Origin of the sequence: Couchioplanes caeruleus, from assembly GCF_003751945.1 — a bacterium.
Classification (GTDB): Bacteria; Actinomycetota; Actinomycetes; order Mycobacteriales; family Micromonosporaceae; genus Actinoplanes; species Actinoplanes caeruleus.
On record NZ_RJKL01000001.1, the window covers coordinates 6,151,048 to 6,164,446 of the forward strand.

At 72.5% G+C, this 13,399-nt stretch carries 13 protein-coding genes and 1 pseudogene; 7 read left to right on the plus strand and 7 right to left on the minus strand.

Features of this window, described 5'->3' with window-relative positions; genetic code table 11:
* Positions 1-10: 10 nt before the first annotated feature.
* Complete coding sequence (gene dtd, locus EDD30_RS27575) at positions 11-433, minus strand: D-aminoacyl-tRNA deacylase (protein WP_071805831.1); 423 nt, start codon at positions 431-433, stop codon at positions 11-13.
* Between the two features lie 56 nt (positions 434-489).
* On the opposite strand from dtd, the gene EDD30_RS27580 reads away from it, so the two are divergent.
* On the plus strand, positions 490-3,741 hold the full coding sequence (locus EDD30_RS27580; RefSeq protein ID WP_071805830.1) for an NACHT domain-containing protein: 3,252 nt from the start codon (positions 490-492) through the stop codon (positions 3,739-3,741).
* Here EDD30_RS27580 and deoC read toward each other — a convergent pair.
* Together deoC and EDD30_RS27590 are read right to left on the minus strand one after the other, a co-directional pair.
* Complete coding sequence (gene deoC, locus EDD30_RS27585; protein ID WP_071805829.1) at positions 3,735-4,439, minus strand: deoxyribose-phosphate aldolase; 705 nt, start codon at positions 4,437-4,439, stop codon at positions 3,735-3,737. The two genes, EDD30_RS27580 and deoC, sit on opposite strands and share 7 nt — an antisense overlap.
* Entirely contained in the window at positions 4,436-5,164 is a 729-nt protein-coding gene (locus EDD30_RS27590; RefSeq protein ID WP_071805828.1) for a GntR family transcriptional regulator, read from the minus strand. The genes deoC and EDD30_RS27590 overlap by 4 nt, the downstream gene beginning before the upstream one ends.
* A gap of 196 nt (positions 5,165-5,360) precedes the next feature.
* Here EDD30_RS27590 and EDD30_RS27595 point away from each other — a divergent pair, with 196 nt between their 5' ends.
* Together EDD30_RS27595 and EDD30_RS27600 are read left to right on the plus strand one after the other, a co-directional pair.
* Positions 5,361-5,936 (plus strand): HhH-GPD-type base excision DNA repair protein, encoded by a 576-nt coding sequence (locus tag EDD30_RS27595; RefSeq protein ID WP_071805827.1) that lies wholly within the window; start codon positions 5,361-5,363, stop codon positions 5,934-5,936.
* Between the two features lie 43 nt (positions 5,937-5,979).
* Positions 5,980-6,198, plus strand: a pseudogene (locus EDD30_RS27600) (phosphotransferase family protein); the annotation flags it as partial.
* A gap of 134 nt (positions 6,199-6,332) precedes the next feature.
* Here EDD30_RS27600 and EDD30_RS27605 read toward each other — a convergent pair.
* On the minus strand, positions 6,333-7,070 hold the full coding sequence (locus EDD30_RS27605) for a class I SAM-dependent methyltransferase (RefSeq protein WP_071805826.1): 738 nt from the start codon (positions 7,068-7,070) through the stop codon (positions 6,333-6,335).
* On the opposite strand from EDD30_RS27605, the gene EDD30_RS42080 reads away from it, so the two are divergent.
* On the plus strand, positions 6,965-7,645 hold the full coding sequence (locus EDD30_RS42080; RefSeq protein WP_394328260.1) for an HhH-GPD-type base excision DNA repair protein: 681 nt from the start codon (positions 6,965-6,967) through the stop codon (positions 7,643-7,645). The genes EDD30_RS27605 and EDD30_RS42080 overlap by 106 nt on opposite strands.
* On the opposite strand, the gene EDD30_RS27615 is transcribed toward EDD30_RS42080, so the two are convergent.
* Entirely contained in the window at positions 7,599-9,983 is a 2,385-nt protein-coding gene (locus tag EDD30_RS27615; protein ID WP_071805824.1) for a putative bifunctional diguanylate cyclase/phosphodiesterase, read from the minus strand. The two genes, EDD30_RS42080 and EDD30_RS27615, sit on opposite strands and share 47 nt — an antisense overlap.
* An 86-nt stretch (positions 9,984-10,069) precedes the next feature.
* Between EDD30_RS27615 and EDD30_RS27620 the strand changes: the two genes are divergently transcribed.
* On the plus strand, positions 10,070-10,420 hold the full coding sequence (locus EDD30_RS27620) for a DUF3099 domain-containing protein (RefSeq protein ID WP_071805823.1): 351 nt from the start codon (positions 10,070-10,072) through the stop codon (positions 10,418-10,420).
* 16 nt (positions 10,421-10,436) lie between these two features.
* Here EDD30_RS27620 and EDD30_RS27625 read toward each other — a convergent pair whose 3' ends face one another.
* Both EDD30_RS27625 and EDD30_RS27630 read right to left on the minus strand, forming a co-directional pair.
* Positions 10,437-11,318 (minus strand): carbohydrate kinase family protein, encoded by an 882-nt coding sequence (locus EDD30_RS27625; protein ID WP_123678535.1) that lies wholly within the window; start codon positions 11,316-11,318, stop codon positions 10,437-10,439.
* Positions 11,315-12,286: a pseudouridine-5'-phosphate glycosidase gene (locus tag EDD30_RS27630; RefSeq protein WP_071805836.1), complete on the minus strand. Its 972-nt coding sequence runs from the start codon at positions 12,284-12,286 to the stop codon at positions 11,315-11,317. The genes EDD30_RS27625 and EDD30_RS27630 overlap by 4 nt, the downstream gene beginning before the upstream one ends.
* Before the next feature lie 142 nt (positions 12,287-12,428).
* On the opposite strand from EDD30_RS27630, the gene EDD30_RS27635 reads away from it, so the two are divergent.
* Both EDD30_RS27635 and EDD30_RS27640 read left to right on the plus strand, forming a co-directional pair.
* Positions 12,429-12,647 (plus strand): DUF3039 domain-containing protein, encoded by a 219-nt coding sequence (locus tag EDD30_RS27635; protein WP_071805835.1) that lies wholly within the window; start codon positions 12,429-12,431, stop codon positions 12,645-12,647.
* A gap of 16 nt (positions 12,648-12,663) precedes the next feature.
* The gene (locus EDD30_RS27640) at positions 12,664-13,278 is read left to right on the plus strand and encodes a trimeric intracellular cation channel family protein (protein WP_071805834.1); all 615 of its coding nucleotides are present in this window, start codon (positions 12,664-12,666) and stop codon (positions 13,276-13,278) included.
* The last annotated feature ends 121 nt before the right edge of the window (positions 13,279-13,399 follow it).

Sequence of the window (13,399 nt, forward strand, 5' to 3'; positions counted from 1 at the left end):
AAAACGGGAGCTAGAGCTCCAGCAGGACGGTTCGCGGGCCCACGTTCACGCTCTCGACGAGCATGTGGGCCCGGAACCGGCCCGTCTCGACCGTCGCCCCGCGCCCGCGCAGCGCCTCCACCACGGCGGTGACCAGCGGCTCGGCGACCTCCGCGGGGGCGGCCGCGGACCAGCTCGGCCGTCGCCCCTTGCGCGCGTCGCCGTAGAGCGTGAACTGGCTGACCACCAGCAGCGGCGCGCCGGCCTCGGCCGCCGAGCGCTCGTCGTCGAGGATGCGCAGCTCGTGGATCTTCCGGGCCATGGTCGCGGCGATGTCGGCCGTGTCGGCGTGGGTGACGCCGAGCAGGACGAGCAGGCCGTCCTCGATCTTCCCGACGACCTCGTCGGCCACGGTCACGCTTGCCCGGCTGACGGTCTGTATCAGTGCCCTCATCGGCGCCGAGCGTACCGGCTCTTGGCTGCGGTCCGCGTACCGGACATCATGGACGGATGGCCCGCGGATTGCGTTACGTCGATGCCGTCAAGCTTCTCGACGGGGCGGGACCCGCGGCCAAGGCGGTCGACGATCTCCTCGGCGGGGCGCTGTCGGTGGCCACCGCGGGCGGCTCGGCGGCGGCCCTGTCGCTCTTCGACGCCAAGACCGAGATGGTCCGCCTCGGCCACGTCGTGGCCGGCAAACTTCATGATTCCGTACGGGGATTGCCCCGCCACGACCGCAGCAGCCGCCTCCAGGCCGCACACGGCGTGCTGGTGCTGGCCGCCTACTTCGAGGCGTTCGACCAGGTGGTGGCGCAGTCCGGGGTCGGCGCGCCGGCCCTGACCCGCGACGAGCAGGTTCTGCTCTCCACCGGCACCAGGGTGGACGGCGACTGGCTGGAGTCGCTGGTCACCGCGGACATCCCGATCCCGTCGGCGGCGCAGACGCCGCGGGGACTCGCCGCGGAGCTCGCCGAGTTCTACGCCGCCGCGAGCAACCGGTTGCGCGGCTTCCTCGAAGGCCTGGCGGTCTGGGAGCAGGCGAGCGAGCGGGAGCGGCGCACCGCGGGCGACCTGATCGGCGCCCGGCTTCCCGGCCTGGCGGTGCGCCGGTACGAGGAGATCAGCCTGCGCCTGGCCGTCGACGTACCGGAGTTCGGTCTCTGGGCGGCACGCGCCGAACGGCGGGCCATCGGTCACAGCCTGGGCGAGCTGCGGGAGCTGCTGGAACGGGCGGGTTCCGGACGCCGGGCGGAGGGCTGGCGGGCCGCGCTCGCGGCGGCGTACCGCGCCGATCTGGAGCTGCCCGTGCTGCGCGGTGACGCCGGGGAGGTCCGGGTCCCGTCGCTGGGCGAGGTCTACCTCGATCCGCGGTTCCGGGTCCGCGTCGCGTCGCCGAACTCCAGCCTGGCGGAGGAGTCGTGGTGGACCGGAGAGATCCGCGGCGACCTGTCCGCCTTCCTCGCCGGCTACCTGACCACGCCCCAGGCCTTCGAGGCGCCGCTGGTGCTGCTCGGCCAGCCGGGAGCGGGCAAGTCGGCACTGACCCGGGTGCTGGCGGCGCGGCTGCCCGCCGCCGACTTCCTCGTCGTCCGGGTGGTGCTGCGCGACGTGCCGGCCGAGGCGGCGATCCAGGACCAGGTCGAGCTGGCCGTCCGCGCCGCCGTCGGGGAGACCGTCGCCTGGCCGGAGCTGACCCGCGCCGCGGCCGGCGCCCTGCCGGTGATCCTGCTCGACGGGTTCGACGAGCTGATCCAGGCGACCGGCATCCACCAGTCCGACTACCTGCAGCGGGTGGCGGCGTTCCAACAGCGCGAGTCCGTCCTCGGGCGGCCGGTCGCGGTCGTCGTCACCAGCCGCCTGGCCGTGGCCGACCGGGCCCGGCTGCCGGGCGGTGCGCTCGCCGTACGGCTGGAGGGCTTCGACGAGGCTCAGGTCGCCGCCTGGCTGACGACCTGGAACCGGGCGAACGCCGGTCGCCCGGACCACCGGCCGCTGCCGGCCGAGGTGCTCGCGCGCTTCCCGGACTTCTGCGAGCAGCCGTTGCTCCTGCTCATGCTCGCGCTCTACGACGCCGCCACGCACGCGCTGCAGAGCGAGGCCTCGCTCGAGACCGCGGAGCTGTACGAGCGGCTGCTGAGCAGCTTCGCGGAGCGGGAGGTACGCCGGATGAACCCCCGCGAGCCCGAGGCGGCGGTGCCGGGGCTGATCGAGGAGGAACTGGTCCGCCTGTCGGTGGTGGCGTTCGCGATGTTCAACCGGCTGCGCCAGTCGGTCACCGAGCGGGAGCTGGACGCCGACCTGGCCGCGCTCGGCCTCACGGGGATGCGCTCCGGCACCGAGGCGTTCCGCCGGCCACTGACCGCGGGGGAGGAGCTCATCGGGCGCTTCTTCTTCATTCAGCGGTCCCGGGCCACGCAGGACGATCGGACGCTGCAGACGTACGAGTTCCTGCACGCCACGTTCGGGGAATTCCTGGTGGCCCGGCTCGTGGTCCGGGCGCTGCGGGACACGGCGGCACGTGCGGCCGTGGCGCGGCTGCCCCTCGGCGGCCCACGAGACGAGGGCCTGGTGCGGACGCTGCTGGGCTACGCACCGCTGGCCGCCCGGGCGACCGTGCTGCCCTTCGTCTCGTCGATGCTTGCCGGCGAGGACCGGGCCTTGATCCGAGCATGGCTGGTGGACACGCTGCGCGTCGCGGTGATCCGGCCCGCGTGCCCGGCCCAGGAGTACCGGCCGGTCGACAAGCGGGTGGACCACCTGATGGCGACGTACTCGCTGAATCTGGCCCTGCTCGCGCTCGCCTGCGGTGAGCCGCTGCGGGCCTCCGAGCTGTTCCTGCACTCGCCCGATCCGGCGGCGTGGCTGCGCGGCACCGCGCTGCAGTGGGAGGCGGCGGTCCCGTCCGGTATCTGGAACGATCTCGTCGCCACGCTGACGGTCATTCGCACCTGGGACGGCGACCGCCGCGACCTCGTCCTGGATCCCACCGTCCAGCGCCGCTTCCCGTCGGTGGATCTGCGCTGGAGCACCGCCGGCCCCACGTACGGCACGCCCGGCACCTGGGGCACGGTGCCGTACGACCGGGTCGCCAACCGCCTGCATCTCACCGCCGACACCGCCGCCGACCTGGTCCGCTGGGCCGCCGAACCGCTCGCCCGGTGGATGCCCGACGCCGTCACGACCGTGGTGGCCATGGGCGACGACGATGCCGAGTCCGTGGCGCACGCGCTCGTGCGGGTCTGGGTCGGCGCGGCGGGAGCCGACGCGGCGACGCTCGCCACCGGCTATGCGCGCGCCGTGGACGCCCTGCTCGGCGGGGGACCGGAGCAGGCGGCCTCGCAGCTTCACTTCGGCCGGGCCGCCCGGCTGCTGCTGGGCATGCTCACCCGCGACGCCGCCCGGCTTCCGGTCGCCGACGTGCTGCGCTGGCTGCGGGCGTACGTGCGCAGCAGCTATTTCCGGCGTATGGTGCCGGAGATCTTGGAGTGCCTCGCCGCCGCTCGGATACCCCACGGCGAGGGGGTGCCCGAGCTCGTCGACGAGATGAACCTGCTGCGGCTCCAGTTGGCCCCGGTCGATCAGCTCCGCGTCCTCGCGGCCCTGCACGAGCTGCGCGGCTGCCTGCCCGGGCGGACGGCCTCCCACCTGCGTACCAACCTGGTGCGGGGAGTGGCCGGCGCGATGGCCGACGCACAGGCCCAGCAGGCGCTGGCGGTGGACCGCGCACTGGCCGCCCGCGTGGCGCAGGCCGTGGATCAGTAGTCGCCCGCGGCGCCCGGGCTGGGGACGGCCGGGCGTTCGCCGCGCTCCAGGGCCGCCTGCTCGGCGACGATGGCCTCGGTCGCGGTGGTGCCGAAGCGGGTCGCTCCCGCCTCGTAGAGGGCCAGCAGGGCTTCCAGCGTACGGACGCCGCCCGAGGCCTTGACCTCGACGGCGGGTGACACGGTCGCGCGCATCAGCCGGATGTCGGCGAGGGTCGCGCCGCCCGGCGCGAAGCCGGTGCTGGTCTTCACGAAGTGGGCACCCGCGCTCTCGGCGAGGCGGCAGGCGTGCACCTTCTCCTCGTCGGTCAGGTAGGCCGTCTCCAGGATCACCTTGACCACGCGGCCCTCGGCGGCGGCCACCACCGCGGCGAGATCGTCGCGCACGGCGTCGTGCTCGCCGCCGCGCAGCAGGCCGATGGCGAGCACCACGTCGATCTCGTCCGCGCCCGCCTCGACGACGGCCCGGGTCTCCGCCACCTTCACCGCGGTGGGAGTGCTGCCGTGCGGGAAGCCCACCACCGTGCCGACCAGCACGCCGGTGCCGTGCAGGGCGGCCTTGGCCGGTGCCACGTCGGCGGGGCGCACGCACACCGAGGCGGTGCCGTGACGCGCGGCGACCGCGCAACCCTGCCGGACCTCCTCGGGCGTCAGCTCGGGACGCAGCAGCGCGTGGTCGATCATCTTGGCGACGTTCATCGGGTGTCTCCTGTCCGGGGTGGCTGCACGTCGAACGTGACGTGCAGCGAGTAGCGGCTGCCGACGTATCGGCTCACCGAGTGTTCGAGGGGCTGCGAGAACTGGTCGACGATGACGCGGCTCTCGACCAGCAGCGGCTCGGTCGCGGCGACCTGGAGGTGACCGCCGTCGGTGCCGGCGAGCTGGGCGCTGAGCGTGGACGAGCCGAGCGTCGGCCGCAGCCCGAGCTCGTGCAGGGCCCGGTGCAGCGAGCCGGTCTCGAGGTCGGCGTCGAGCAGCGCGGTGAGATGCGGCGGGAAGCTCGCGTACTCGATCGCCATCGGGACGTCGTCGGCGAGCCGGACCCGGACGATCGAGATCACCCGCGGTGCGGACGCGGTGAGCTGCAGCGCGGCGGCCTCGTCGGCGCCGGCCGGCCGTACCTCGGCCTCGACGACCCGCGACGACGGCCGCCGGCCCCAGCTCAGCACCTGGTCGTGGAAGCTCATCAGGGTGGCGGCGGCGCGGGGGGCGGGACGCTGGCGCACGAAGGTGCCCCGGCCCTGCACCCGCTCGATGAGCCCGTCGGCCTCCAGCGCGTTGAGCGCGGCACGCACGGTCATCCGCGCGACGCCGAACTCCTCGGCGAGTGCCGACTCCGCCGGCACCAGGTCGCCTGGGCTGGCCCCGGCGAGGCGGGTGCGCAGCGCCCGCTCGATCCGCACGTAGAGCGGCGTCTTCGCCATTGGTCCTCCAGGTCATCTAGACAACCTAGAGGTTGCCGGATCGGCGAGAACTTGTCTAGAGGATGTGGGCTACGACGCTTCCGTACGGCCCTGCTCGCGTTCGCCGCGTGGCTCGCCGTGTTCCGGGCGGGACCTGGCCGGGAGCCGAGGTCCCTCATCAGCGAAGGTCCCGATGCAGGTATAGCAAGATGGCGGCATGACGTTCTCGCTGCCCATTGACGCCGAGGCCAACGCGCTGCTGGACCGTGACCCTCTGGCTGTCGTGACCGCGATCACTCTTGATCAGCAAGTGACCATGGAGAAGGCCTTCAACTCGCCTTACGTCCTTAGCCAGCGGCTCGGACATGACCCGAGTGCGACCGAACTTGCCGACTTTGAGCCCGAGGAACTGATCGCGATCTTTGCTACACCGCCGGCGCTGCACCGTTTCCCGAAAGCGATGGCGACCCGTGTGCAGGAGGTCTGCCGGGTTCTGGTCGACCAGTACGGCGGTGAGGCGGTCGGCCTCTGGGCGGATGTCACAAGCGGGGACGAGCTGTACAAGCGGATCCTGGCATTGCCGGGCTTCGGTAAGCAGAAGGCGCAGATCTTCGTGGCGTTGCTCGGCAAGCAGTACGGTGTCCAGCCGACCGGATGGCGCGAGGCGGCGGGCGGGTACGGCGAAGAGGGCTCCTTCAAGTCGGTCGCGGACATCGTCGACGACCAGTCCCTGGCGAAGGTGCGCGCGTACAAGAAGCAGATGAAGGCCGAGGCGAAGGCCGCGAAGGCATAGAGCTTCTCCATAGGTATCTGATGACTTCTTGTCTCTGTAGGTGGGAGACCTGCTCATCCATACCGACCTCAATCCCGCCAACCTGATCGTGACACCGGATGGTCTCCGGATCGTCGACTGGGCCTTCGCTACCAAGGCGGCACCGTGGGTTGAGCCGGCCATGCTCGTCCCATGGCTGAACGGCAGCGGTCACACCCCTGAGCAGGCCGAAATTCGAGCCGCTGATCGATGCGAACAGCCCTCCAGAGGTCCTTCACTCCTGCCGCCTCACGGCGATGGGGTCAGAGCGTGAGTGGGGTCAGGTCCAGTGACGGGTGGCCGCTGTGGACCTCGGTGGTGATCGTGGCCTCGCGCTTGGGCCCGAGGCAGGCAGCCGGCGGGTGGAAGAACCGGTGTTCAGGCGCGGGGGCGCAGGACGTAAGCGGTGTAGGAGTAGTCCCGGCCGTGGGCGGCCCGCACGGTGATCTCCTCCGCGACCTGCGCGAGAAGGTCCTCCGCCACGCCCTCGCGTCGCAGTTCGTCAATGCGGGCGGCCAGCGGCCGGTAGTAGTCGTCCCAGTCGGACTCGGGCAGCACGTACATCGCGCAGACCTGCCAACCGGCGCGCTGGGCCGCCTCGACGTTGCTCGCGGTGGTACGCATGGCGGGGTAGCCGGCATTCCAGAACGCCCGCGCACCCGGTGCCGGGTCCGGCGTCGACCACTCCGCCTCCGTCAACACCAGCGCGCCGGCCGGCGCGAGCAGCGGCCGCCACGCCGCCAGGGCCGCGTCGAAGCCGATGACGTAGGCGGAACCCTCTGCCCACAGCAGGTCGACGGAACCGGCGCGTACCGGCAGGTGGTCCATGGAGGCGGCCAGCGTCGTGACGCGGTCACTCACGCCGGCCGAGCGGGCGCGCTCGGCCAGGGCCTGCAGAAAGGGCACGTGCAGATCCACCCCGGTCACCTGCCCGCTGGTGAGCTGGGCGAGCAGAACCGTGGCCGGCCCCGTGCCGCACCCCACGTCGAGGATCGACGGCTCCTCCGGCAGTGCGCCGACGAGCTGCAGGAGCAGCCGCGTGGTGGCCACGGAGCCGGGCGCTTCCCGAGGCAGGTCCCGGTGGGCTCGCCAGAACACGTCCGTCAGATCGGTCACGACCGCACGCTGTCACGGCGTTGCATCCGACGCAAAGGCTTAAACGCAGATTCCGGCCGGTTTCGGTTGACCATGCCGAAGGCGAAGCGGCCGCCATACTGCGAAGATCGTTCTTCCAAGAGGCGAGCCTGGTCCTCAACAACGAGCCCTGCCAGGGGCCTTACGACTGCGACGTCTCCGTTCCGCAGATGCTGCCACCAGGCAAAATTCTGCACGTGTATGTCCGGTACCCCGACGGCCCGACTGGGACGCCGCCGGAGGTCTGCCGGGCGCTGGTCGGCGGCTACGACGGCGACGCGGCCAATCTCTGGCGGGACGCCGCCGACGCCCACGAGCTGCTCAAGCGGGTCGCGGCGCTGCCCGGCTTCGGCAAGCAGAAGTCGCAGATCTTCGTCGCGCTGCTCGGCAAGCAGTGCGGCGTCCAGCCGCCCGGCTGGCGGGAGGCCGCGGGCGCGTACGGCGAGGAGGGTTCGCACCGCTCGGTGGCCGACATCGTCGACGGCGACTCGCTGGCGCGGGTGCGTTCCTTCAAGATAGAGATGAAGGCGGCTGCGAAGAGCGCGTCAGCAGGCTGAGCATCTGCGACGGGGGCAGGGGCTCGGCGAAGAGGTAGCCCTGGCCGATGCCGCAGCCGAGCAGTTGCAGCTCGGCGGCCTGCTCGGTGGTCTCGATGCCCTCGGCGACCGTGGTCAGGTGCAGCGCGTGGCTCAGCCGCAGGATCGCCTCGGTGATGCCGGCGCCCTCCGGCGTGCCGTTCAGCTCCGCCACGAAGCTGCGGTCGATCTTCAGGATGTCGACCGGCAGTCGGGTGAGGTAGTGCAGCGAGGAGTAGCCCGTGCCGAAGTCGTCGATCGCCACGCGGATGCCGTGCGCGCGGAACTCGGCGAGCATGGTGGTGCCCGCTACGTCGTCGACCAGCGCCGACTCGGTGATCTCGAGGACCAGGCGGCCCGGTTCCAGGCCGGTGAGCTGAAGCACGGCGAGCACGTCGTGCACCAGCGTCGGTTCCTGCAACTGGCGGGGCGACAGGTTGACGCTGACGTACGTGTCGCCGCCCCACGAGGCAACCTGCGCGCACGCCTCCCGCAGGACCCACAGGCCGAGGGTGTTGATCGTGCCGTTGCGCTCGGCGATCGGGATGAACCGGGCCGGGGAGACCACGCCGAGCTCCGGGTGCTGCCAGCGGACCAGCGCCTCGACGCCGACCGGGCGGCTGTCGGAGAGGTCCACCAGCGGCTGGTAGAGCACGGTCAGCTCGTCGCGCTCCAGGGCGCCGGTGAGGTCGTCGCCGAGCTGGGCGTCGGCCGCGCGGCCGTCGATCATCGACGGGTCGTACAGCTGGGCGCCGTGCGTGCCCAGGTCCTTGGCCTGGTACATCGCGATGTCGGCGCGGCGCAGCAGTTCCTTGGGCGTGTCGCCGGGGCGGGTCGTGGCCACGCCGACGCTCGCGCGCACCGGCACGGTGTCGTCGCCGAGGCACACCGGCGAGGCCGCGGCGGTGGCGAGGATCCGCTGGGCGGCCGCCAGGGCCGAGTCGGCGTCGGGGACGTCGGTGAGCAGGACGACGAACTCGTCGCCGCCGATGCGGGCCGCCACGTCCTCGGCGCGGACCGAGGAGGCCAGGATCTCGGCGAAGCTGGTCAGCATCGCGTCGCCGGCGGCGTGCCCGTACGCGTCGTTGACCAGCTTGAAGTCGTCGAGGTCGATGAGCAGCAGCGCCACGTCCGCGCGGTTGCCCACCGTGCGGGCGAGCCGGTCCTCGAGGCCGGCCCGGTTGGCCAGGCCGGTCAGTGCGTCGTGCAGTGCCAGCCGCTGCAACTCGTACTCGCGCTGCCGCAGTTTGGTCTCGATCTGCTGGCGGCGCTCGATGTCGAGGCGCAGCGCGGCGGTGGCCGCGTCCACCTTGCTCATCGCCCGGTTCCGGGCGCCGGTGAGGATGCCGACCAGCGCCGTCAGCAGCAGGGTGATGGTCAGCCCGAGAGCCCACGCCGAGCCCACGATGCCCCGGTCGGTCTCGGCGAGCAGCCGGTCGGTCGGGTGGACCTCCAGCCGCCACATCCGCAGCCCGGCGGGGATGTAGGCGGTGCGGCTCAGTGTCGCCGAGGGCCGTGCCTGGTCCGCGGTCGCCTGGGCGACCACCCGGTCGCTCGCGGCGGCCGGGTCGGCCAGCTCGGCGGTCACCGCACCGTGCGCCTGTGCCCGCAGCGTCTCGTTGAGCAGGTCGCCGCCGTGCACGCCCAGGCTCAGCCACCCGCGGATCGGGCCGTTCTTGAAGTACACCGGCACGGCCAGCGTGAACGACTGCTGCTGCTCGGCGACGGGCAGATTCCGGTCGGCCGGGAAGACGTACGCCCGGCTCACCGCTAGCCCGCCGACGATCCGGGCCTCGTCCAGGGTCTCGTCGGCCTCGGGCGTGCTGTTGAGATCCCAGCCCGTCGTGACCGGCTGGCCGTCGAACGACTTGGTGAACACGACGAAGGTGTGCTCGATGCCGGTGCCCACCGGCTTCAGCTTCAGGTCCGGTGCGCCCTTGCCCCGCCAGTACTCCTCGAGCATCGCGACGCCGGTGTCCTGCGAGGAGACCACGAAGGCGAGCGACGTCGCGCCGGGCAGGCGGCGGTTGCTGACCTTGGAGGTGATCCAGGTGAAGTGCTCGGCGTTGAGGTCGTCCTGGGCGCCGAGCGCGATCGCCACGTCGGCGAGCGTGTCGCCGTACCGCTGCAGCTCGTTGGCGATGGCCCGGTTGAGGTCGCTCGTGTACCGGTCCATGAGCTGCGCGGCGTAGCGCTGCTCGGTGCCGTGGGCGCCCCGCGCGGCACCCCACGACGCGGCGATGCCGGTGAGCGCGACCACGACCACGATCGCGACGCCGGACCACCGGCGCCGCTTCAGGACGGGCGTACTCGTCAGCACGCTGTACTTGATCGGCCGTCGCCGCCCGGACTTGAACGACAGGCGCCGGGTGGTCTGCGAACCGCCCGCGGTGCGAGGATGGGTCGGTGAAGAAGCAGCCGGAGCGGCCGGTGCTGATCACCGACGCCGCCCGCAGCCAAGAAGATCAACTCCGTAGCCGACAGATCCGTTATGTGACGATGATGGGCGTCCGTGCCGGTTGTCTGATCCTCGGGGCCGTGCTGATCAGTACCGAACCCCCGCTGCTCCCGCTCTGGCTGATCCTCTGCGCGGCCGGCATGGTCTTCCTGCCCTGGGCCGCGGTCCTGATCGCCAACGACCGCCCGCCCAAGAGCAAGGCCCACCCGGACGTCCCGCGGCCGCAGCCGGCCCCGCGCGCCGTCACGGAGCACCCGGACGACCCCGCCACCCATCGCACCATCGACGCCGAGCCCTGAGCGAGCAGCGAGCACGCTAGGGGCGCGCGCCGACCCGTTGCACGGCCGCGGCGCCGAGTGCGGCGCCGGCCGTCAGCGCCGCCTCCGGCTCCGCGCCGGAACACCAGGCCCGGAGCAGGCCCGCCGCGAAGGCGTCACCCGCACCGGTCGGATCCAGCGACGGTACGCGGACACCCGCCACCAACCGCGACACCCCGTCGCGAGTTGCCCATACCGCACCGTCGCCCCCGCGCTTGACGACCACGTTGCGGGCGGAGGAGGTGAGGATCGCCGCCTGCCGCTCCGGCGCGCCGGGACCGGCGAGGACCTCCGCCTCGTCCGCGTTGCAGAGCAGCAGGTCGATTCCCCGTACCAGCTCCAGGAAGTCGCCCGAGTGCCGCAGCGGCGCCGCGGAGGCCGCGTCGACGCTGGTCGTCAGGCCGCGCGAGCGGGCCGCCGCGAGCGCCGCGAGCCCGCCCGGCCGGGATCCGGCGTGCAGCAGCGGATACCCCGACAGATGCAGGTGCCCGGCGCCGGGTGCGGCCTCGACCGCGGCCGTGACGTCGGCCGGTGCCAGCAGCAGCGCCGCGCCGCGGTCGGTGATCATCGTCCGCTCGTCGGGGGTGCTGAGCACGACCACGCTGCCGGTCGCCGCGCCCGGGTGGTGCCGCACGTCGCACCGCACCCCGGCCTCGACCAGCTCGGCCACCCGCTCCCGGCCACCGGCGTCGTCGCCGACCGCCGCGACCAGGGTCACGGACGCGCCGGCGTGGGCGAGCCAGGCGGCCGTGTTCGCCGCCTGCCCGCCCCCGCCGACCCGGATCCGAGCGTCGGTGTCCGACCCGGTGGCCAGTGGCCCGGCCCGCACCACCAGCACGTCGGTGACCAGGTCACCGACGACAATCACGCCCTCGCTCATTGCGGCAGTGCGAATCCGAGTGCCGCGTGCGCCGGGGTGGCCGCGGCCGCGATCTGGGCGGCCAGGGCGGCGTTGCGCAGGATGATGCGGACGTTGACTTCCAGGCTCTTGCCCTGCGTGCTGCTGTGGAAGTGCGCCAGCAGGAACGGGGTGACCGCTTTGCCGGTGACGCCGTCGCGCGCCAGCAGCTCGAGGCCCTCGGCCAGAGTCCGGTCGTGCAGGGCCGGGTCGAGCTGCTCGTCGGTCGGCAGCGGGTTGCCCAGCACCAGCGCGCCCTCGGCGACGCCCTGTTCCTCCCGCGCCGCCATCGCCGCGGCGACCGCCCGGGGGGAGTCGAGCTGCCAGTCGACGTCGAAGCCGCCGTCGGTCACGAAGAAGCCGGGGAAGCGGCGGGTGCCGTACCCGGCGACGGACACGCCCAGCGTCTCCAGGCGCTCGAGGGTGGCGCCCACGTCGAGGATCGACTTGACGCCGGCGCAGACCACGACGATCGGGGTCCGCGCGAGGGTGGTCAGGTCCGCCGACTCGTCGAACGTCGTGTTCGCCTCCCGGTGCACCCCGCCGAGGCCGCCGGTGGCGAACACGCCGATGCCGGCCGCCGCGGCGACCGCGCTGGTCGCGGCCACGGTCGTGGCGCCGTCCGCGCCGGTGGCGGCGGCGACCGCCAGGTCGCGTACGGACAGCTTGGCGACCCCGTCGGCACCCGCGAGATGCTCGATCTGGGCATCCTCCAGGCCGACGACGAGCTCGCCGCCGATCATGCCGATGGTGGCGGGCACGGCGCCGTTGTCGCGCACGGTCTGTTCGATCTCGCGGGCGACGCGCAGGTTGTCGGGCCGGGGCAGCCCGTGCGAGACGATCGTGCTCTCCAGCGCCACCACCGGGTGGCCGTCACGGCGGGCCCGGGTCACATGGTCGCCGTATCGGATGGTGAAGCGGCCCACCGGCCGCGTGGAATCGGTCACCATGGCAACGGTACGGCCCCGCCGCAGGCCGTTGTCGTTGGACCGAGCAAGCGTGAGGTGTCAGACTTGCAGGTTGGAGCTTCCGCCGCGGAGGCCGGGGGGCTCGCGGTGGGCAGGACTTTTGTATCGACGAGAGGCAGACGCCGTGAGCACGCAGATCCTCGAGCGCCCGGAGACGAAGGACGCGGACACCGGGCCGGAGATGTTCCACTACGTGCGCAAGGAGAAGATCGCCGAGAGTGCCGTCATGGGTACGTTCGTGGAGGCGCTGTGCGGGGAGAAGTTTCCGGTGACGAAGTCGCCGAAGCCGGGCTCGCCCGTGTGCCCGCAGTGCAAGGAGATCTACGAGTCGATGCAGGCCTGATCGGGGAAAACGTCGCGTGACGGGAAGCTACAGTCTGCTCGTCGCGGACCTGATCGGTGTGGCGGTCTTCGCGGCCTCCGGCGCCAGCGCCGCGGTCGCCAAGCGGCTCGACCTGTTCGGCGTGGCGTTCGTCGGGTTCCTGGCGGCGCTCGGCGGCGGCATCCTGCGCGATCTCGTGATCGGCGCGGTGCCGCCCCTGGCCTTCTCCGACTGGCGCTACGCCATCACGGCCGTCGTCGCCTCCCTGGCCGTCTTCTGGCTGCACCCCCAGCTCAACCGGCTGCGGCGTACGGTGCTGCTGCTCGACGCGGCCGGCCTCGGCCTCTTCACGGTGACCGGCACGCTCAAGGCGCTCGACGCCGGCGTGCCGCCGGTGGGCGCGTGCCTGGTGGGAATGCTCACGGGTATCGGCGGCGGCCTGGCCCGCGACCTGGTCACCGCGGAGATCCCGGCGGTTCTGCAGCGGGACATCTATGCGGTGGCCGCCCTCGGCGGTGCCGTCGCGGTCACCGTCCTGAGCTGGCTCGACGTCGCCGACCCGATCACCCTGGCCGCCGCGGCGGCCGGCGTGACGGGGGTACGGCTGCTCGCCCTGTACCGCCGGTGGTCGGCGCCGGTGGCCGTGCCGTAGTCGGTCCGTCGCTCGCCCCGGGCGGTCATGCCGCGGGGGCGTGAACGCCTTCCGCCGCTATGCTTGGTCCGCCTCCGCGGAATGCCGCGGAGGCGTTTGTGTGAATGGAAGGGATCGCCGC